At 39.7% G+C, this 20,884-nt stretch carries 18 protein-coding genes; 2 read left to right on the top strand and 16 right to left on the bottom strand.

Annotation, left to right across the window (positions count from 1 at the left end; genetic code table 11):
* Positions 1-535 precede the first annotated feature (535 nt).
* From lysS to pth, 12 genes are all read right to left on the bottom strand, one after another.
* Positions 536-2,065, bottom strand: a complete 1,530-nt coding sequence (gene lysS / locus AC6UDC_RS06870; protein ID WP_500707474.1) for a lysine--tRNA ligase — start codon at positions 2,063-2,065, stop codon at positions 536-538.
* A 56-nt stretch (positions 2,066-2,121) separates the two neighbouring features.
* Entirely contained in the window at positions 2,122-3,120 is a 999-nt protein-coding gene (dusB, locus tag AC6UDC_RS06865) for a tRNA dihydrouridine synthase DusB (protein WP_500707473.1), read from the bottom strand.
* Between the two features lie 93 nt (positions 3,121-3,213).
* Complete coding sequence (gene hslO / locus AC6UDC_RS06860; RefSeq protein WP_500693968.1) at positions 3,214-4,107, bottom strand: Hsp33 family molecular chaperone HslO; 894 nt, start codon at positions 4,105-4,107, stop codon at positions 3,214-3,216.
* A gap of 58 nt (positions 4,108-4,165) precedes the next feature.
* A complete protein-coding gene (gene ftsH, locus AC6UDC_RS06855) occupies positions 4,166-6,274 on the bottom strand; it encodes an ATP-dependent zinc metalloprotease FtsH (RefSeq protein WP_500711335.1) in 2,109 nt (702 codons plus the stop codon).
* Between the two features lie 75 nt (positions 6,275-6,349).
* Positions 6,350-6,889 (bottom strand): hypoxanthine phosphoribosyltransferase, encoded by a 540-nt coding sequence (hpt, locus tag AC6UDC_RS06850; protein ID WP_500707471.1) that lies wholly within the window; start codon positions 6,887-6,889, stop codon positions 6,350-6,352.
* On the bottom strand, positions 6,882-8,264 hold the full coding sequence (gene tilS, locus AC6UDC_RS06845) for a tRNA lysidine(34) synthetase TilS (protein ID WP_500707470.1): 1,383 nt from the start codon (positions 8,262-8,264) through the stop codon (positions 6,882-6,884). The genes hpt and tilS overlap by 8 nt, the downstream gene beginning before the upstream one ends.
* Positions 8,265-8,314: 50 nt before the next feature.
* Positions 8,315-8,797 carry a S1 domain-containing RNA-binding protein gene (locus AC6UDC_RS06840; RefSeq protein WP_500693972.1) on the bottom strand — a complete coding sequence of 161 codons (483 nt, stop codon included), beginning with the start codon at positions 8,795-8,797 and terminating at the stop codon, positions 8,315-8,317.
* 89 nt (positions 8,798-8,886) lie between these two features.
* A complete protein-coding gene (locus AC6UDC_RS06835) occupies positions 8,887-9,270 on the bottom strand; it encodes an FtsB family cell division protein (RefSeq protein WP_500699654.1) in 384 nt (127 codons plus the stop codon).
* A 75-nt stretch (positions 9,271-9,345) separates the two neighbouring features.
* Positions 9,346-9,633 (bottom strand): RNA-binding S4 domain-containing protein, encoded by a 288-nt coding sequence (locus tag AC6UDC_RS06830; RefSeq protein ID WP_500707469.1) that lies wholly within the window; start codon positions 9,631-9,633, stop codon positions 9,346-9,348.
* On the bottom strand, positions 9,630-11,201 hold the full coding sequence (locus AC6UDC_RS06825) for a putative polysaccharide biosynthesis protein (RefSeq protein ID WP_500707468.1): 1,572 nt from the start codon (positions 11,199-11,201) through the stop codon (positions 9,630-9,632). The genes AC6UDC_RS06830 and AC6UDC_RS06825 overlap by 4 nt, the downstream gene beginning before the upstream one ends.
* Positions 11,182-14,721 (bottom strand): transcription-repair coupling factor, encoded by a 3,540-nt coding sequence (mfd, locus tag AC6UDC_RS06820; protein ID WP_500707467.1) that lies wholly within the window; start codon positions 14,719-14,721, stop codon positions 11,182-11,184. The genes AC6UDC_RS06825 and mfd overlap by 20 nt, the downstream gene beginning before the upstream one ends.
* A gap of 32 nt (positions 14,722-14,753) precedes the next feature.
* Positions 14,754-15,311, bottom strand: coding sequence for an aminoacyl-tRNA hydrolase (gene pth, locus AC6UDC_RS06815; RefSeq protein WP_500696915.1), 558 nt, complete (start codon positions 15,309-15,311; stop codon positions 14,754-14,756).
* A 204-nt stretch (positions 15,312-15,515) separates the two neighbouring features.
* Between pth and AC6UDC_RS06810 the strand changes: the two genes are divergently transcribed.
* Entirely contained in the window at positions 15,516-16,469 is a 954-nt protein-coding gene (locus AC6UDC_RS06810) for an L-lactate dehydrogenase (protein WP_500693978.1), read from the top strand.
* A 102-nt stretch (positions 16,470-16,571) separates the two neighbouring features.
* Positions 16,572-17,243 carry a cyclic di-AMP binding protein CbpA gene (gene cbpA, locus AC6UDC_RS06805; protein ID WP_500693979.1) on the top strand — a complete coding sequence of 224 codons (672 nt, stop codon included), beginning with the start codon at positions 16,572-16,574 and terminating at the stop codon, positions 17,241-17,243.
* 54 nt (positions 17,244-17,297) lie between these two features.
* On the opposite strand, the gene AC6UDC_RS06800 is transcribed toward cbpA, so the two are convergent.
* From AC6UDC_RS06800 to cshA, 4 genes are all read right to left on the bottom strand, one after another.
* Positions 17,298-17,669, bottom strand: coding sequence for a type II toxin-antitoxin system PemK/MazF family toxin (locus tag AC6UDC_RS06800; protein ID WP_010022835.1), 372 nt, complete (start codon positions 17,667-17,669; stop codon positions 17,298-17,300).
* Between the two features lie 26 nt (positions 17,670-17,695).
* On the bottom strand, positions 17,696-17,959 hold the full coding sequence (locus AC6UDC_RS06795; RefSeq protein WP_500693980.1) for a hypothetical protein: 264 nt from the start codon (positions 17,957-17,959) through the stop codon (positions 17,696-17,698).
* Positions 17,960-17,982: 23 nt separating this feature from the next.
* On the bottom strand, positions 17,983-19,125 hold the full coding sequence (alr, locus tag AC6UDC_RS06790; protein ID WP_500693981.1) for an alanine racemase: 1,143 nt from the start codon (positions 19,123-19,125) through the stop codon (positions 17,983-17,985).
* A gap of 112 nt (positions 19,126-19,237) precedes the next feature.
* Positions 19,238-20,728: a degradosome RNA helicase CshA gene (gene cshA / locus AC6UDC_RS06785; RefSeq protein ID WP_500695764.1), complete on the bottom strand. Its 1,491-nt coding sequence runs from the start codon at positions 20,726-20,728 to the stop codon at positions 19,238-19,240.
* Between the last annotated feature and the right edge of the window lie 156 nt (positions 20,729-20,884).

The raw sequence follows: 20,884 nt of genomic DNA, 5'->3' as shown, positions 1-20,884 counted from the left end.
TTAATTTTAAGTTCTACAACTTAAAATTACCTTACACTTGTAATCAAAATCTTGTTCAGTTTTCAAAGATCTACTCTTGATTGTTGCTGCTTGATTCTTCCTTAACGCAACATATTTAACTATACTACGTTGCGTTTTAAATGTCAACAGATAAACTCAATTATTTTAAATTTATTTGTTAGCAATCGGCAAAAACATCACTGCAACATCAAATATAATACAGTATTTTGCATTTCAGTGCAAGAACAATATTTATGATAATTAACTTAGTTCATAATCAGTGACTTCATTAATTACCATCAAACTATTTTCCTCTCTCACTGAGCATTTACTACTATACATGCGCCCAATTACTTTGTCAACACTTTTGGTCAAAAAAGGTCAAACTTTTTTCAATTTTTATTTTCCATCTAATAAATGAACGTAATCGTACAAGTGATCAATCTTTACAAAAGCTACTCTAACAATGTTTCAAATCATTTTTGTACAAATAAAAAGAGATGATTAAAATCATCTCTTTTTCTATCAAACAAATCTATTTTTTATTATATTCATCCTGTGGATTATCAGAATTATCTTCTGGTCTCATAGTTGGGAACAAGAGAACATCACGAATGGATGGTGCGTCAGTTAAAAGCATTACCAAACGATCAATTCCAATTCCTAATCCACCTGTAGGAGGCATGCCGTACTCAAGTGCTTCGATAAAGTCTTCATCGATACCCTGAGCTTCATCATTCCCCTCTTCACGTTCCTTAGCTTGAGCTTCAAAACGTTGACGCTGATCAATTGGATCATTTAATTCAGAAAAAGCATTAGCATATTCATTACCAAGAATATATAATTCAAAACGGTCCGTAAATCTTGGGTCATCAGCATTTTTCTTTGCCAAAGGAGAAATTTCAATTGGATGACCATAGACAAACGTTGGCTTCTTTAGCTTTGGTTGAACGAACTGTTCAAAGAAAGCATTAATGATATGACCAACTTTCCAGTATGATTCATAGTGCACACCGTGTTTATCAGCCAACTTCTTAGCGTCATCATCCGACATCTTAGGCCAAAAATCAACTCCCGTATATTTTTTCACGGCATCAACCATATGAATCCGATCGAATTCTTGGTTCAAATCAACTTCTTCACCCTGATACGTAACCTTACCATCATCACTAACGGCTTTGGCAGCGGCCCTAAAAATTCCTTCGGTTTCATCCATTACATCATGAAAATCAAAGTATGCAGCATAGGTCTCAAGTTCAGTAAATTCAGGATTGTGTTCCTTATCCATCCCTTCATTTCTGAACACACGGCCAATCTCGTAGACACGTCCCATGCCACCTACAATCAAACGCTTCAAATGAAGTTCCAGTGCAATTCGCAAATATAAATCAATATTTAAAGCATTATGATGAGTTATAAATGGACGAGCGGATGCTCCACCGGCAGTAGTGTGTAATACTGGCGTCTCAACCTCAGTAAAGTCCATCTTATTATCCAAGAAGTTTCGAACTGCCTTAATAATTTTACTCCGCTTCTGGAAACGCTCAAAACTATCACGATTTGAGATTAAATCAAGGTATCGCTGACGATACTTTTGTTCTTTATTTTGTAATCCGTGATACTTATCAGGAAGTGGACGAAGTGCCTTTGATAGGAAAGTAATGGATGTCGCACGAACGGTTAGTTGCCCCATGTCTGTCTTAATTACTTCACCAGTAAAGCCAAGAAAGTCCCCGATGTCAGCACGTTTAAAGATATGATACTGTTCTTCTCCAACAACGTCTTTTCGAACGTAAACCTGGATTTTACCCGAACGATCAAGGATATCGGCAAATCCAACTTTACCTTTGCCCCGTTTAGCTACCATTCGCCCAGCAATCGTAGCCTTGACATCTTTTTGTTCTAATTCTTCCTTATCGTACTTATCAAACTCTTTGTCTAAATCTTTTGCCAAATAAGTTGGCTTAAAGGCATGACCAAAAGGATCAATTCCCTCATCTCGTAGCTCTTGCATCTTTTCTCTACGAACTTTTAATTGGTCATTCATTTTCTTCTCTTGTGCCAATTCAAATCCCCCAAACTAGTAACTTACATTCATAATAACATAGTTAAGCATCGTAATTATGCATTTTTCCGTGCGTTTCTCATCGCATCTTTTTCTAGAAAATCATCGAAGATCTGGTCCATCTCTGCTTCAGATTCAGCATTGTTTAACTTCACTTTGGTTCGAGCCGAATGAGAAATTCCTTTCAAGTAATAAGCTGCCTGACCTCTGAATTGTCTTGGTCCAACGTATTCACCCTTAATTCGAACCAGCCCATGCAAATGTTCCTTAGCAGTGTTGATTTTTTTCTCAACACTTGGTTCCGGGATTAATTCGCCAGTTGCTAGATAGTGCTCAGTTTGCCTCAAAACCCAGGGATTTCCTTCAACGGCACGGCCCATCATTACTGCATCACAACCTACTTCATCAATCATTTGTTTAGCCTGTTGTGGAGTAGTCACGTCACCATTTCCAATGAACGGAATCGTCAATGCATCGGCAACTTCTTTTAAAATCTCCCAGTTAGCATGACCGGTATACATTTGTTTTCTAGTTCGACCGTGCATCGCAACAGCAGAAGCCCCAGCCGCCTCAGCAGCAAGCGCATTTTGCACCGCATAAACATGATCCTCATCCCAACCAGTTCGCATCTTAACCGTTACTGGCTTTTTAACGGCAGCAGTTACATATGACACCATTTCATAAACCTTATCTGGATCAAGGAGCCACTTAGCCCCGGCATCGGTCTTAACGACCTTATTTACGGGACAACCCATGTTGATATCGATAATATCAGCAGCCGTCTTCTGATCAATAAACTTAGCAGCCTCCACTAAAGTTTCTTTGGTTCCACCAAAAATCTGAATACTCATTGGATGTTCATTAGGATCAACGTTAACCATGCTTAACGTTTTTTTGTTGTTATACATAATTCCACGATCGGAAATCATTTCACAGACAACTAATCCCGCACCAAACTTTTTACAAATGATTCTAAAGGCTGAGTTCGTAACTCCAGCCATTGGAGCTACTACTAATTGATTTGGAATCGTTACGTTTCCAATTTTCCACTCCATTTTTTCACCTCATCTAAATTGTTTCCAAACATTTTATATAATACCATACCCGTACAAAAAAGAGCGAACCGTATGACAGCACGCTCTTTAATACTACTTATCCTTCTCATTCAGTAAATCAACCAATTCATCTTCCGAAAAGTTATACTTTTTACCACAAAAATTACATACAACCTGTGCCCCATGATCTTCATCAATCAATTGCTGCAGATCCTTCTTACCAATTCCAGCAATGTCTTTGGCAAATTTTTCTTTGGAACAATTGCAGACAAATTCGACTGGCATATGATCAATAACGTCCAGATTATCCGTACCAAATAACTCATCCAAAATGTGATCAGGATTAGGATCCTTTTCTAACATGGACGAAATACTGGGCGCATTCTTTAAAGTCTGCTCCAACTTATCAATTGCCTCGTCAGAAGCACCAGGCATGACTTGAATCAAATATCCCCCGGCACTTTGGACGTTGTTTTCTCCGTCAATGTCAACTGAAACTCCAACGGCTGATGGAATCTGTTCTGACTTTGCTAAATAAAAGGTAAAATCATCACCAATTTTACCGCTTGCGAGTGGAACATCACTAGTGTAAGGCTCACTTGTTCCCTGATTTTTAACGACTTCTAAAAAACCATTCGTTCCTACACCCTTAGAAACATCAACTTTCCCATCCTTTGTGAGTGGCAAGTTAACGTGAGGATTCTGAATGTATCCCTTAATGTGTCCCTTAGCATCAGCATCAATAACCATTCCGCCGACTGGACCACGTCCATTTAAGCGAACGGTCATGCTTTCTTTTCCCTTTAACACTGAGGCCGACAGCATCAAGGTTGCAGCAATCGTTCTTCCAAGTGCTGCCGTTGATGTACTCCAGGTATCATGAATTTTTTGAACATAACTGACAATTCCAGTCGCGTTTAAGCCGTAAACCCGAAACATCCCATCTTTAGTAAGTGCCTTAACTAATACATCATTTTTATCATTCATTTTATTCCCTCCTTAGATTAAAAAAGAACGTGGGCTTTGATCCCAACGTTCTTTTCGTTTATTGATCTTGATTATCAGAATCTTGGTGATCTGAATTACTATCATGATTTTCATCGTGTTTTTCTTCAGAATGATCAATTTCTTGTTCAAGTTTCTTTTCGTGCTCGTGCTCCTTAGCGTCAATGGCTTTCTTAGCTTGTTCAAAGGTTTCATTTTCACTAGGGTACTCATCACTATTGGTTGAATGTTCAGGCATTTTACCGGTCTTGTAGAGACTCAAAATTTCCTTTTCATCCAACGTCTCGTATTTAAGCAACGCATCCGCAATTGCCTTGTGCTGATCACGATGACCCTCAATAATCTCCTTAGCTTCACTATGAGCTTCATCAATAAAGTATTTCACTTCATCATCAATCTTAGCTGCGGTTTCCTGTGAGTACTTAGGAGCAGCGTATGGATCTTGGTTAGGACTTTCGAGTTCCACGGTTCCAATCTTGTCACTCATTCCATATTGAGTAACCATGGCACGAGCAAGATTAGTGGCTTGCTCAAAGTCATTTGAAGCACCTGATGATTCAGAATGGAAAACGACTTCTTCAGCAGTTCTACCACCCATTAACCCAGCTAATTGTTCTTGAGCGTTCTTCTTTGAGATCAATTGTTGGTCTTCCTTAGGCAGCATGATGGCATATCCACCAGCACGACCTCTTGGAACAATGGTAACCTTATGAACAACTCGAGCGTCATTTAATACTAAACCAACGATGGTATGACCAGCTTCATGGTTAGCCACAATTTGACGTTCGTGTTCGTTAATAACCTTATTACGTTTAGCTGGTCCAGCAATAACACGATCCTCAGCTTCATCCATATCAGCCGCATTAATCTCATTATCACCATTTCTCGCGGCCAGTAAGGCAGCTTCATTTAGCAAGTTCGCTAAATCAGCACCAACAAATCCGGGAGTCTGTTTAGCAATTTCATGAAGGTCAACATCAGAAGCAAGTGGTTTGTCTTTGGCATGAACTTTCAAAATTGCTTCTCGTCCACGAACATCAGGCTGACCAACTAAGATTTTCCGATCAAAACGACCCGGACGAGTTAAGGCTGGATCTAAAACATCAGAACGGTTCGTGGCGGCAATGACAATAACACCTTCATTACCAGTAAAACCATCCATTTCAACCAACAACTGGTTAAGGGTTTGTTCACGTTCATCGTGACCGCCCCCCATTCCGGATCCACGTTTTCGTCCAACGGCATCAATTTCATCAATAAAGATGATGGCCGGTGAATTCTTCTTAGCTTGAGCAAACAAGTCTCTAACACGACTCGCACCAACCCCAACGAACATCTCAACGAAATCAGACCCTGATAATGAGTAGAATGGAACGTTTGCTTCACCGGCAACCGCCTTGGCTAACAGCGTCTTACCAGTACCCGGAGGTCCCTCAAGCAAGACACCTTTTGGTATAACGGCACCCAGCTTAGTAAACTTCTTTGGATCCTTTAAAAATTCAACAACTTCGACCAGTTCTTGTTTTTCTTCATCTTCACCAGCAACGTCACTAAACTTAACATTACTCTTAACTGGTTTAGCCTGGCTCTTTCCGACTTTCATGACACCACCAGCGCCACCACCTGCTCCACCAGCTTGCTTCATCATAATGTAGAACAAGTAAATGAAGATTAATAATGGTAGAACTGATATTGCTAAGTTTAACCAAAAGCTATTCGATTGTGTTTCTTTAGTACTCATCGGCACCTTATTCTTATTAGCTAACTTGGTAATCTGACTAACCGATGAGTCATTCTTTAAAATGCTAGTAGTGAATCCATTTACCTTAGTGTAAGTATTGTTGCTCGACTTGGTAAGTTTTCCATTACTAAAATTAAGCGGAATTCCGTTATTTTTCTGCTTAACATTTTGGGGCTTCTTGTACTGACCAGTTATTTTATATACACCGCCAGAAGGTTGAACAGAGAAGTTTTTAACCTTGTTCGTCTGCAAATCATTTGTAAATTGACTTGAACGAATTCCCTGAGTTTGAGTGCTTTGTGATCCGCTGCCACCACCAGTGACAAGCATAATCACACCCATGACAACCACAAAGATGATGATATAAAATAGGCTACTCTTAAAAAGCCCATTTTTATTATTTTTCATTTGTGCCTCCCAATCTAATTTCTCGAAAAGATAACAAATAGAATGTTATCACTTTTACTTTAAATGGACGACCGTTTAGGCCGAATAAATTGAAGGTTTTAAAATTCCAATGTACGGTAAGTTACGATAAAAACCCTTGTAATCAAGTCCATAACCGACAATAAATTCATTTGGAACGTTAAAACCCACATAATCTGCCTTGGCAGGGACAACTCTTCCCTCAGGTTTATCAAAAATGGTACAAACTTTAATTGAATTAGCTCCTCGAGCTGAAACCAAATCCTCAAGAAATTGAAGGGTGCGTCCTGTATCAATAATATCTTCAACAAAAATGATATCGCGGCCACTAACATCACCATCAAGATCACGGATGAGCTCAACTTTTCCGGTTGAAGCAGTCCCACCCTTATAGCTTGAAACATCGACAAAATCAAGATCTAGGTATATGTCCATCTGGCGAATAATATCGCTCATAAATAACACTGCCCCAGTCAGCACACAAACCACTAGTGGCTTTTTGTCTCGATAATCATTACTTAACTGCTTCCCTAGCCTTTTTACTGCAGAAGCAATGTCTTTTTGACTATATAAGACCCGCTCAATATCGTCATTCATTTGTTATATCCTTTCGCGTAATTAAAAGTTCATACCCGTGAGTTGCACCCTTAGGCAACCACTTGCTTTCCTTATAACCAATGACGGCCAACACACTCTCCTTACTGTCCACCAGTACTTGCACGTGACGTCGCTTGGCACTTGGAACTTTCTGATTAATTAACAATCTTCTTAAACTCTGATGACCGCCATTCTTGAGTTCAACGGTATCATCCGGTTTAAAGGCTCTTTTGGACAAGGGAAACTGGGAGTCCGCCAAATCAAAATGACTTCGACGCCAAAAGTTTCCCTTTGGAACATGATTTTCATCAAAAATACCAAAATTAAATCCATTAACGTTGCGGTTCCACTGGTTTAATTCTACCACAAACGAACTTTCATCACGGTGATCATCGTAATTGTTAGGAGATTGTTTAAAAAACATGATTTTATTATAACTTTTTTCAAAAAAATAAGCATTTGAAATTCGCAATTTTCCCTGTGGTTTTCCAAAATCTTTAACTAAAGTCAAAATTTCAGTAATTTGATTATCAGAAAGAGTAACCGTTGACGTCAACTGTTTTAACAATGCGCGAAGTAAAATGGAAAGTTGATTAATTGACGTTGTATCGTACTTGGCACTTACGTAATCTCTTTTAATCTTTAAGTCATGTCTCAAAAGATCAGCTTGAGCGAAACCACTTGATCCGTCGAGTTCCGATTGCAAATTACTAGCAAACTTAGCAAAATGAGAGATAACATTAGGATTTTCTTTAATTAATTCTGGTAAAATCTGGTTACGAATCCGATTACGGAGGACCGTATTTTCAAAGTTAGTTTTATCATCATACCACGTTAATGAGTGTTCTTTAGCATACAAACGGATGGATTCTTTCGAAAACTGTAGTAATGGTCGAACCATCGTTCCTCCATTAAAGGGATGACTCTCTTTAATTCCTTGAACCTCAAACAAATTCCCACTGCGAATGAGTTTCATAAGGATGGTCTCGGCTTGATCATTTTCTTGATGAGCCGTTAACAAGACTGAAGCATTAAAATCATTCATGACTTCCGCAAAAAAATGATAGCGAAACTTACGGGCTTGATTCTCCACCCCACTCCTAATCTGGTCGTGATTCCAATTGCCAACCCGCAAATCAAGGTGGTGTTTCTTACAGTAATCAATCAGAAACCGTTCTTCAACCTCACTTTGTTTTCGTAAATGGTGGTTAACATGAGCAACAATAATATGAGGTTTAAAATCTTTTAAGTGTTGGAGTAAATCTAACAAAGCCATGGAATCAACTCCAGTTGAGACCCCAATCACAACATTTTCGTCTTTTTTCCACCATTGTTTCTTCTTAACCAACGAATTAATTTGATTACGTAAATTCAAATTAACCTCCAAAACAAAAAAGCCGAGCAATCTGCCCAGTTATTCGTTCATTAACTACGACGACCACCACGACCGCCGCGTTTTCCTTCTGTGTTTTTCTTAATGACGGACATCCGACTTTCGCTTTCTTTCATGAAGTCTGAAAGCAAATCATCAAAGCTTTCATTCTTACCCTTATGGCCATTACGATTGTCGCGGCCACTGCGATGTCCATGATTCCCGTTATTTGAGTGCCCGTAGTGTGAATGCTCATCATGATTATGTTCACCATGATGTTGATGTGATTCTTTTTCTGGATGATCGGAAGCTTTGCGAATTGATAGGCCAATCTTACCATCATCCCCAATGCTCAAAACCTTAACGGTCACTTCATCGCCAACCGACAGAATATCATGAATATCTTTTACGTAACCATCAGAAACCTCACTGATATGAACTAGTCCAGTCTTATGATCGCCTAGATCAATGAAAGCTCCAAAATTAGTAATTCCTGAAACTTTCCCAGTGACCTTCTCTCCAACCTTAATTGTCATAAAAAAGCCATTCCTCCTAATAAATGTTGTGTTAATTATAACATAATCCTTTAAAGTAAAATAAAAGAAGATTACATCCTAGTAATCCTCTATTCATTACCAATCTTACTATTCTGTGGGAAACTGTAAACAGTTTCGCCTGGTTTTGTATAATAATATTTAGCTCGCATCAATTCTTGAAGATAATTCTTGTTATTTAAAAGCTTAATTTGTTCATTAAGATTCTTTTCTTTTTGTTTTTCAACCTGGTAATCCTGTTTTTTTCTGGTAATTTGGGCATTCACACCGTGAATTTGATTCATTCCACTAACAATTTGCCACCCGAGCGCCAAAAAAGCCACGGCAAATATTGCCACGAGAGCAACCAGTCGCTTGGTTCTTTTACTTAACTTCTTATTATCTCTTTGATGTTGGTTTGCTTTACTTTTCCTTGAAGCAGAATTCAAGTATTCAACGTTGTTATTTCTGTTCATCAGGAATGCCTCCACGAATTTATATGAACATAGTACCACATGTAAAGCCAGAATATAATATTAATTCAACAATAATTATTCTAATTCATCATTTTCAGCCCGATAGTCACGATCATAGGTTTCCCTGATGGTCTTATACATCGTGTCTGAATCAGACTTTTTGGTGGTATCTAACAGTTGTAGCACCTCTACGGTTAAATTTTTATTTCCAAACTTAATCAGAATTTGATCGCCAACCGAAACCTTACTCGATGATTTGGCTGGCTCGCCGTTTACAAAGACTCGCCCTTGATCGGCAATCTTTTTGGCAACTGGACGACGTTTTATAATCCGTGAAATTTTTAGAAATTTATCAATTCTCATTTTTGCTTATCTCCTACAAACCGTTTCATAATTGGAACCATCGCTAACTCCGAAGCAGTCAAAACTTTTCCTTTCAGACACATTCCTAAAAACACGAATGCCCCAATCGGAATAACAATCATTAATTTAATAACATCCACCAGTCGACTGGTATCTCCAAGGACGTGGTTCAATCCGAATTCAGTTAAAACAACGACAATCACCATTACCATACTGATTAATGATACCTCTAATAGGAACTTCCAACTAAAAATGTGCTCATGAACCCGCTTTGGACTAGTATACCAGTTAACTAATAACACGATTAACAGAGCAATGATAGTTGATAATGAAGCACCAATGATTCCGAAATGAATTACGCACCACTTAGTGATTATTATTTTACAAATTAGACCTAACAAAATAGCGGTCCCCGTACTTTTAAAGTCATCAATACTCTGTAAAACCGAGTTAAGGGCTGTCACCATCGTAGCGAAGAGGATACTCAAACAGTATACCGAAAGCGTGATGTCTAAATCATAACTCCCAAACAAGAGATGATTTAATTGAGGCATAATACTAATCAGTCCGAAGGTAACTGCCATCGTCACTACCAGTGTAATGCGCATACTGTGGTTTACAAGGGTCTTAAATGACCTTTCTTTTCCAGCATGATGATAATACGCCATCTGCGGCAAGACGGTTGAAGAAATGGCCGTCCCAATCACTAATCCTAGTTGAACAATGGGCTGAGCGCGATCATAAATCCCCTTTTGGGTCTGAGCCATTAGATTACTTACACCACTTACTACCAACCCATTTTTTACCGTAAATGAATCGACCAACTGCATTAACACCATTAGAGCAGCTAAAACACTAAGCACACCACCCTGTAAGATGATTTGCTTCGCTAATTTCAGGTAGTTAAATTTCAAATCTTGAAAGTGAAAATGAGCAAGTATGTCACGTGCATAATATCCCAAGATAAGTGCTGAAAAAATCGCTGCTAATGGAGCCGATAACATTGCTAACGTCCCCATCTTATATAAGTTCCAATGCTGGACGGCTGCTAAATAGGCTACCACAATGATCATTGAAACCCGCACAAACTGCTCTACCACTTGAGAAGTCGCCGTTGGAATCATCTGCATGCTAGATTGAAAGTACCCCCTCACATCCGCTAAGAGGGGCATCAACAAAAACATCCAGCTTACCGCTTGAATTACGGGTTTTAATTCAAAGTCTCCCATTAAAGCAGCAATTTCTGATGAAAATAACTGTAATCCACCAAAAATAATCACCGAAATGATCATTAAGATCACCATGATTTGGAAAAACAACGTTTGTTTCTCCCCTTCAGTCTCCCGTTCCACAATCATCTTGGAAACAAACGCTGGAAGACCGGTCAAGGCAAACGCAACCCCAATCCCATAAATAGGATAAACCTGCTGATAGATGTAAAATCCAACGTTTCCAACAAAATTTTCCAGTGGAATCCGATAAACGGCACTTAGTACCTTTGAAATAATGGCAGCTACCGAAAGGATCAAGGTTCCACTAACAATCTTTTTACTTGTCTTTTGATTCATGTTCTTCTTGATCCAATCTTATTTTACTCAAGCTTTTGACAAATTGATAAAGCTGTTTCAACCAATCGGCATCTTTCATCGTTGGTTGAACAACTAACTTAATTTGAAAACACCCGTTAACCACTTTCACTGAGGAACGAAAATCCGTATCAGCAATGGCTTTCAAAATTTCCTTACTAGTGAATTTTTGGGTTCCTACCTTACTCATGGTAACGGTTAAATTATTTTGATCTTTGCGAATTTTATCAATCAGATCATAATCGGCAAGCATCTTAATGCGGTCAATTTCAAGCAGATTAGCTACTTCATCAGGATATTCACCAAACCGATCAATTAAATCACTTTGCAGTTCGGTAAATTGTTCCTCACTATCCATCTGTCGGATTCGCTTGTATAATTCAATCTTTTGTTGCTGATCCTCAATGTAAGTCGCCGGAAGATAAGCTTCAATCCCGAGTTCAACCTTTGAATCAGACTTTTCAACCACGCGATGCTGGCCCTTCTTCTTGGAGACAGCATCAGACAACATCTTAGTATACATATCATAACCAACTGAATTAATAAAACCGTGCTGCTGCTTTCCAAGCACATTTCCAGCCCCACGAATCGAAAGATCACGCATAGCCACCTTAAATCCTGAACCCAATTCAGTGAAATCCTTGATGGCTTCTAGTCGATTCTCAGAAACTTCGGTCAACACTTTATTTGGCTGGTACATAAAGTAAGCTTGTCCTACTCGATTACTTCGACCAATTCTTCCCCGAATCTGATAAAGCTGGGAGAGTCCCATCCGATCCGCATCCTCAACGAACAGGGTATTCGCATTAGGAATGTCAACTCCCGTTTCGATGATGGTCGTCGTAACCAACACATCATAATCTCCGTTAACAAAGTCGTACAGGATCCCTTCCATTTGATTTTCGGACATCTGGCCGTTGATGGAAGCAATCCGCGCATCAGGCAAAAGGGTCTGCAACTTGTCGACCGTCTGATCAATATCTTTAACCCGATTATGCAAATAAAAGACCTGTCCCCCGCGTTGCATCTCCCGTCTGATTCCGTCCACAATCGAACCCTCATTTTGTTCCATCACGTAGGTTTGAATCGGATAGCGATTAGCCGGAGGCGTTTCAATGACTGATAGGTCACGAACGCCCATCATTGACATGTTTAAAGTCCGTGGAATTGGTGTGGCAGTTAGCGTCAACACGTCAACATCCGACCTCAATTCCTTGATTTTTTCTTTGTGTTTAACCCCAAATCGTTGTTCCTCATCGACGATTAAAAGACCTAAGTCATTGAACTTCACGTCTTTAGACAGCAAACGGTGGGTGCCAACCACGATATCAATTTTTCCGTCCCTTAGGTCTTGAATGGTTTGGCGGGTCTGTTTGGGCGTGTCAAAACGCGAGAGAACTCCGATTTTAACCGGAAAACCATTAAATCGTTCAACCATGGTCTCATAATGTTGTTGAGCTAGTACCGTTGTCGGCACTAGAAAAGCCACCTGTTTCCCGGCTTCAACGGCTTTAAAGGCCGCTCTCAAGGCTACCTCAGTCTTTCCGTAGCCCACGTCTCCAACCAGTAAACGGTCCATTGGATGAGGACTTTCCATATCCTTCTTTATTTCATCAGTACTTCGCAGCTGATCGGGTGTCTCCGTGTATGGAAACGCCTGCTCGAACACAGCCTGATATTGATCATCAACCGGAAAGGCATACCCCGACTCGGCCTCCCGTTTAGCGTACAAGTCAACCAGATCATCAGCAATGTCTTCCACCTTAGAAGCGACTGACCGTTTGGTCTTGGCCCATTCCGTTCCACCAAGTTTATTAATCTTTGGATGTTTGTCCTCAGATGAAACGTATTTTTGTACCAAATTCAGTTGGTCAACGGGAACGTAGATCTTGGCACCCTTTTGATAGGTCAAAGTCATATAGTCCTGATGCCTACCATCGACTTCCATGGTCTTCATCCCATCGTATCGTCCAATTCCGTGATTAACGTGAACAACGTAGTCACCGGGTTTTAAATCGGTATAGCTTTTGATTCGCTCTGCATTAGAAAAGGTCTGTCTTCTAACTCGTTTCTTTTTCCCTTGTTCATTCACCCGCTTAAACATATCTGATTCAGAAACAAGCGCTAGGTTAGCGGCCGGCAAATCAAAGCCATTTTTTAGGTTAGCTGAAACAATCTGAGTTTTTCCCTTAATAATGTTATCAGTGGTTGATTGAATGGCATCAACACCAAAATCACTCAACGTTGACGAAACCTTTTCCACTCGTTTTTCATCACTAACGGCAATGACCACGGTTCGTTTCTCAGCTTGATAACGTTGCATTTCTGCTTTAAACATCGGCATTTGTCCAAAAAAACGCTGCATTGGGTGAACCTTGATGTCGATGATGTCAGAAAGCTTCATTCGCCCTAGTCCCTTTTGAAACAAAGAAAATAACAAGGTCGCATGATGGTCACTGCTAGTAACCGTTCTAAAATTAAGCGACAGTTTCTGGTCAGAAAACAGTTCATGATTATCTTCAACTGAATCACGCCAGTTCTGTTCGTCACTTTCAAGTTGCTTATTGGCATCCCTTATGCGACTGTAGTCATCATAGACTACCATTCCATTTTCAGGTAAATAATCTAAAATTGAGGTTTCCTTTTCAAAAATAAACTGACTATACTCACTCCATTTTTGGTCAATCGATTGGCCTTTGAGCCCGTCAATCACCTGTTGAATGTTATCAACTAAAACGTCACTGCCGTCGTCTTTGATGGTTTGGTTCAATCGTTTGGAAAGTTCCTTGATTCCATGCTTGCGATCGCTTTCGCTGGGTAAAAAATCAGAAGCCGGTAGCACACTAATCTCATCAATATTTGCCACACTTCGTTGGGTAGCAGCATCAAAATAACGCATGGAATCCACTTCCGTATCAAAAAAATCAATCCGAATTGGATAGTCCGAATTAAGTGGGTAGATATCCAAAATTGACCCACGATTAGCAAATTCACCGGGGGCGGAAACCATGTTCTTCTTCTCGTAACCCATTTGAACCAACTGTTGTTGAAGTTTGATAAGGTCCAAGTCGTCTCCAACCTTGACGTGTAATTGGGCTTGATTAAAACTAGCTGGCTCTGGTAGATATCGTTTAAGACCAGCCGTTGAAACAATCACCACCACTGGTTTCCCTGACTCAAGCGCGTTTAGGGCCCGCACTCTTTGAGCTCGATACTGCGGAGAGCTGGTTGCAATCTCTGCCGCGACGAGTTCTTCAGCCGGGAACTCAAAGACCTGATCTGAATCCATTACTTCATTAAAGGACTCGGTAATTTGATCCGCATGGTTCATCGTATCGGTTACGTATATCGTAGGTTTTTGCTTATCATTAATTAATTGTTTTAATAATAGAGTACGAGCGGATCCACTAGTCCCAGTGATCAGTTGCTTGGTATCAGGAGCAAGGTTTGAACTGATTTTTTCATACTGTGGCATTTCTTTTAACGTTTCATCTAGCTTCAAAAACTCATCTCCTCTTTTATTAATTATACGAATTAATTAAACTGATTTTCTAACTTACTGAAGGGAGTACCAGAAACCCACTCGTCTAATGCTTTAACCGCATGATCCTCCGCTTCTAAAAACGGTGCCCGTTGTTCCAGACTAAATTTACTCAAGACATAGTTCACAACACTTTCACGTTTGGGATGACTAGTCCCAATCTTAATCCGATTAAACTGATCGGTCCCAAGGTGAGCAATAATACTTTTGATTCCATTATGACCACCAGCCGAACCGTGGTTTCTTAGCCGAATTCGTCCCACTGGTAAATCCATGTCATCGTAAACAATCACTAAATCATCAAGATCTAATTTGAAAAATTGCATCAACGGATGAACTGCGCGCCCTGAATCATTCATCATCGTCGTTGGTTTGACTACCATTACCTTTTCACCATTGACTATTCCCGTACCATACATGGCATCCATCTTTTGTTTATTAATCGCAATCTGGTTTTGATCAGCAAACTTATCAACCACCATAAACCCCGTGTTATGCCTGGTACCATCAAATTCAGCACCAACGTTGCCTAATCCCACAATCATTTTCATTGCTATTGTCTCCCATTTACTTCTAATTAACCTAAAATGGCCGAAATGAATAATTACTCACTCGGCTTAATCATGTTTATTGTATCATAATAGATTAACGATTTGAGCTGATCCCGTACCATTAAGAATATGGTTCTGTATAAATAAATTCGTTCATGATATAATCGGTTTGTGAACAAACTAATTTCAAAAGGGAGAAATATTATGGCTGAAAAACACGAAAAAGTTGTTTTAGTTGGTGATGGTGCCGTTGGTTCATCATACGCATTCGCAATGATGCAACAAGGGATCGCCGAAGAATTTGTCGTTGTTGATATCGACAAAAACAGAACTGAAGGAGACGCATTGGACCTTGAAGATGCCCAACCTTTCACTTCTCCAAAAAAGATCTACTCTGGTGACTACAGTGACTGTAAAGACGCTGATTTAGTTGTGATCACTGCTGGAGCTCCACAAAAGCCCGGTGAAACTAGACTTGACCTGGTTAACAAAAACTTGAAGATTTTGACTACCATCGTTAAGCCAGTTGTTGATTCTGGTTTTGATGGAATCTTCTTAATTGCTGCTAACCCCGTTGACATTTTAACCTACGCAACCCAAAAGATTTCTGGCTTTCCTAAAAACCGTGTCTTTGGTTCAGGTACATCACTTGATACCTCACGTTTCCAAGTTGCCGTTGGTAAGAAGTTAAACGTTAACCCACAAAGCGTTAATGCTTACGTTATGGGTGAACACGGTGATTCAGAATTTGCTGATATTGATGAAGCTTCAATCGGAAACGTTCCATTGGTTGAATTTGCTAAACAAAATGGTGTTAGCAAGGACGACTTATTGAAAATGGAAGACGAAACTAGAAACAAGGCCTACGACATAATTAACAAGAAGGGTGCTACTTTCTACGGAGTTGGAACTGCTTTGATGAGAATTTCAAAGGCCATTTTAAGAGACGAAAACACCGTTTTACCAATCGGTGCCCCAATGAATGGTGAATACGGTTTGTCCGATATTTACATTGGAACTCCTGCCATTGTTAATGCTTCAGGAGTTGCCAAAGTCCTTGAAGTTCCATTAAGTGATGACGAAAAAGACAAGATGAGTGCTTCAGCTAAAACTTTAAAAGAAACCATTGCTAAGGGTATGAAGACCATCAACCTTTAAAAATAAGTTTAAAAAGAACAGACATTTATGTCTGTTTTTTTATGCTCCCAGTTATTTTGTGTTAATATTAATTAGAAATTACTTATGTGAGGAGCCTTAGCCATGATTTTGCAATCTTTAGTTAAACCTAAAAGTGACCTGATTACTGTTGATGAAAACACTGATCTCGACACCGCATTAAAATTAATGGAAAAGAATCATTTTCGTTGCATTCCCGTTTTAGATGCCACTCATAAAGCCTTCAAGGGTAACATTTATCGCATGCACATCTACAAACACGAAGCCGATGGCGGCAAGATGTCCGACTCGGTTATGACCCTGATTAGAAACGAAACTAAATTTGTTAACCTGAATTCAGCTTTTTTCAAGGTCTTCTTTACGATTAAGGATCTTCCATACATTGCCGTTCTTGACGAGTTCAACAATTTTTATGGCATTTTAACTCACACGAAATTGATGGAAAGCTTGTCACAATCATGGAACGTGAAATTTGGTAGCTACGTGATTTCAGTTGTCTCACCTGGTGAACGTGGGGACTTAGAAGAGATGGCTCACATTATTACTAGATATACCGCCATTTCAAGTGTGATCAGCTTGGATTCAGTTGATCGTTCTGGTAAAACGGTCTATCGAACCATGTTTACCCTCCCGTCTAAGGTGACTAAGGATCGTCTGGACCGCATCATTGCAGCTCTAGAACGAAAGGGATTCAAAGTTCCGGAAGTTGAAGATCTAAAACAAGAATCAAAAGAAACTCCAATTGAAGAAAATTAGATACAAAAAAGAACGTGGAATTATTCCACGTTCTTTTTTGTATCTTATGTATCATCAGACTTCGTGCGTGCTCTGACTGAGCCCTAGACTTAAACTAAGACCAGCATCAACTTTTCTCATGATATCTTTACTTAAATGAGTGACATGATCTTTAAGACGCTGCTTATCAATCGTCCTAATTTGTTCTAACAGAATCACCGAACTCTTCTCAATTCCGGCATTCTGAGGTGTAATACCCACGTGAGTAGGCATCTTTGGCTTAGTAATCCGAGCCGTAATTGCGGCTACAATCACAGTGGGACTATAATGATTTCCAACGTTATTTTGGACTACCAAAACTGGTCGCATTCCACCCTGTTCAGAACCAACGACTGGAGATAAGTCTGCATAGAAAATATCGCCACGTTTAATTTCAACGTTTTCCATAGACTATTCCTTCCGCATAAATAAACTTACAACCGTGACTTCTCGTCTTCATAATTGTCAAAGAGCCGTCTTGCAATCTCATCCTCACATGGAGAATATTCATCAACAATTATTGAATTTAGATTGGCCATGATTGAGTAGCCATAAATTAAAGAATTAATTAGAGGGTCTTTATCAAACGAGTCACAGTCCATGGCAACTTTGTGGTTGTCAAAAGAAAGTCCTAGTTTGGTGAAATATTCTTCATTTTTCTGAGACCAAATAGCATCAATCGTGTATTTGTATGTCATGGAGAACTCCTCCTTACAAATAGTTACTTCAAATGATTACTTGATTTATACACCCGTGGTAATCGATCCGAATACCCACATGCAATCTCATAGTGAATAGTATGACAATAGTCGGCAACGTCTTGGAGAGTAATAGTATGACCATGATCAGTTCCCACCAAGGTCACCTTCGTTCCAATTGGTAACTGATGTGGTAACTTCACCATCAGTTGATCCATACATACTCTTCCGACAATTGGACAATACTGTCCATCTACTAGAAGTGAAAATCCCTGCATCGAGCGACGAACTCCGTCTGCATATCCAACAGGAACCGTTCCAATCCACTCCTTTGAGTTGGATGTATAAGTTGCACCGTATCCAATTGAACGACCAGCATTAACCTCTTTAACGTAAACTAACTCACTGGTAAAGCTCAGTGCTGGTTTCAACTTAAATGGTGAAGCAATCTCAACCCCCGATGGATTCAAACCATAGCCAGCCACTCCAAAGCGGACCATGTTTCCACCCGCTGCTTTATGCCACATACTAGTAGCTGAATTTGCCACGTGAACATAACGAGGTTTATCGGGAATCGCAGTCATCAATTCGTTAAAATTATCCAATTGATACTTAAAATAATCATCATTAGCGCTATCTGCGGTAGAAAAATGAGTAAATACTCCCTCAAAGTCAATATACTCGCTAGTTCGGTTCAACTCAACTATTGCATCTCTAACTTCTGAAACAGTTTGGAGTCCGATCCTTCCCATTCCAGTATCCAAAGCCAAATGAACCCTAATCTTGTTCTTTAATTTCAGTTGCTCAGCTAAATTAGCTGCCTGCTTAATCCAATCAATTGAGCTCACCGTAACCGAAACATTGTACTTCGCAATTAATGGAACATTTGAAAGGTCACAAAGACCCAAAACAAGAATGGGTTCAGACACAAATCCAGCTTCTCGAAGCTGAATTGCTTCGTCTAAAATGGCAACACAAAAACCAGTAGCTCCTGCTTGTTTAGCAATCCTCGCTACTTGAACCGCACCGTGTCCATAAGCATTAGCCTTGACGACCATGAATAGATCCGACTTGGCATCCAATCGTTTTCGTTCCTCACTAATGTTATGAAAAATGGCATCTTCATCAATAACTAGTTGTGCATTTCGATTTCTTCCCACTGCCATAACGTATACTTCCTCGAATAAAGTACTATCTAATTATTCTTTGATAATTATTATAACACTTAATAAATTAATTTTCTAAATAAAAAAGAGAACCAAGAAGGCTCTCTCTTTGCTACTTATTCTTAATGACAAAATTCTTTGATTTACCGTGGTTACCACCATTATGACCTCGTGAATCACGACGTCTTGAGTCGTGACCACCGCGATGATTGCCAAAGCGTTTGTGACTGTTCCGGTCATTTCTCTTACCGCGATAACCGCCACCACGATGACCACCAAAGCCACCATGATTTTTAAGTGGTTTTTCGGCCGTAATGTGAACCTTAACCTGATCTCTTGTCATGTCATTCAAAAGAGCAGAAACCAAATCGACACTGTCATACTTTTCAAGGAGCTTTTTTGCGACCCGCTCAAACTTGGCAGTATCCGTCTTCTTTACTAACTTTTCAATATCATCTTCAGCAAATTTTAACTGACCAGCAAGGGCTTCGTCTTCTGAAGGTGGCTTTAAAGGAAGCATCCTAACTTTGGTAAGTCGTTCAATTCCCCTTAAATAACTCATCTCATTTGGAGTGACAAACGTTACTGAGGTACCATGATGACCGGCACGACCAGTTCGTCCAATTCGATGGACATAACTTTCTGGATCTTGGGGAATATCAAAGTTATAAACGTAAGTGACACCCGAAACATCAATTCCTCTAGCAGCCACATCAGTAGCCACTAAATAATTAATCTTGTCGTTCTTAAATTCGTTCATAATCTGAGTTCGCCGTTTTTGGGTTAAATCACCGTGAAGACCGGCTGCCCGATAACCACGCGCAATCAATCCCTTAGAAACTTCGTCGACTCGTCGTTTAGTTCGACAAAATACGATGGTAACCTTGGGTGTTTGAACGTCAAACAAACGGGTCATCGTATCAAACTTTTCGTTATCTTTAACCTTAACGTAGTACTGATCAACTAGGTCAGTGGTTAATTCCTTCGACTTAACCGTGATCTGCTTTGGATCTCTCATGAACTGAACCCCCACTCGTTTGATGGGTGCCGGCATGGTTGCTGAGAAAAGCAAAGTTTGCCGATCTTCTGGAATGTTCTTAATGATGCTTTCAATATCATCTAAGAATCCCATGTTAAGCATTTCGTCGGCTTCATCTAACACTAAGTACTTAACGTGTCCTAGTTTTAAGGTGCGACGATTAATGTGATCAAGAATTCGTCCTGGAGTTCCCACCACAATCTGTGGCTTCTTCTTCAAATCTCTAATTTGCTGGCGAATATCTGAACCACCATAAACTACTTGAACTCGAGCTCCTTCAACGCCACCAAGACGTTGCATCTCTTTTTGCGTTTGAATGGCAAGTTCTCTAGTTGGTGAAATTACAAGTGCCTGCACATCTGGATTATTCAGATCGATTTCTTGCAGGATTGGAAGGGCAAACGCAGCCGTTTTTCCAGTTCCAGTTTGAGCCTGTCCAATAACATCCTGACCCTTTAACAATAATGGAATTGTCTGAGCCTGAATTGGAGTGGGTTCGTCAAAGCCTGATTTTTCCACGGCTTTTAATAGACTATCAGATAGTCCTAAATCTTTAAACTTCAAATGTGTTCCTCCTATTGAAACTACAATTGTGAATTCAATGATTTGCTTGGAAAAAATCCGTTTTCCATAATGCGCAAATCGTCTGATTCACATTTATTTCTATATTCTTCAGCGATTACGTGTCTAAAACATATTACACCATCTGGCCTAATTTCA

Source organism: Fructilactobacillus sp. X7R7C1 (genome assembly GCF_059901065.1).
Note: the sequence above shows the minus strand (reverse complement) of the source record. Positions and strands in the feature narration are given on the sequence as shown.

Excerpts from the sequence above, each read along its gene's own strand:
- dusB (WP_500707473.1), bottom strand. The coding sequence starts at position 3,120 with ATGGAGTGGAAAATTGGAAACGTAACGATTCCAAATCAATTAGTAGTA.
- alr (WP_500693981.1), bottom strand. The coding sequence starts at position 19,125 with ATGGCAGTGGGAAGAAATCGAAATGCACAACTAGTTATTGATGAAGAT.
- AC6UDC_RS06830 (WP_500707469.1), bottom strand. The coding sequence starts at position 9,633 with ATGAGAATTGATAAATTTCTAAAAATTTCACGGATTATAAAACGTCGT.
- AC6UDC_RS06840 (WP_500693972.1), bottom strand. The coding sequence starts at position 8,797 with ATGACAATTAAGGTTGGAGAGAAGGTCACTGGGAAAGTTTCAGGAATT.
- AC6UDC_RS06810 (WP_500693978.1), top strand. The coding sequence starts at position 15,516 with ATGGCTGAAAAACACGAAAAAGTTGTTTTAGTTGGTGATGGTGCCGTT.
- AC6UDC_RS06800 (WP_010022835.1), bottom strand. The coding sequence starts at position 17,669 with ATGGAAAACGTTGAAATTAAACGTGGCGATATTTTCTATGCAGACTTA.
- hslO (WP_500693968.1), bottom strand. The coding sequence starts at position 4,107 with ATGAATGATAAAAATGATGTATTAGTTAAGGCACTTACTAAAGATGGG.
- AC6UDC_RS06835 (WP_500699654.1), bottom strand. The coding sequence starts at position 9,270 with ATGAACAGAAATAACAACGTTGAATACTTGAATTCTGCTTCAAGGAAA.
- hpt (WP_500707471.1), bottom strand. The coding sequence starts at position 6,889 with ATGAATGACGATATTGAGCGGGTCTTATATAGTCAAAAAGACATTGCT.
- pth (WP_500696915.1), bottom strand. The coding sequence starts at position 15,311 with ATGAAAATGATTGTGGGATTAGGCAACGTTGGTGCTGAATTTGATGGT.
- AC6UDC_RS06825 (WP_500707468.1), bottom strand. The coding sequence starts at position 11,201 with ATGAATCAAAAGACAAGTAAAAAGATTGTTAGTGGAACCTTGATCCTT.
- cbpA (WP_500693979.1), top strand. The coding sequence starts at position 16,572 with ATGATTTTGCAATCTTTAGTTAAACCTAAAAGTGACCTGATTACTGTT.
- ftsH (WP_500711335.1), bottom strand. The coding sequence starts at position 6,274 with ATGAAAAATAATAAAAATGGGCTTTTTAAGAGTAGCCTATTTTATATC.
- AC6UDC_RS06795 (WP_500693980.1), bottom strand. The coding sequence starts at position 17,959 with ATGACATACAAATACACGATTGATGCTATTTGGTCTCAGAAAAATGAA.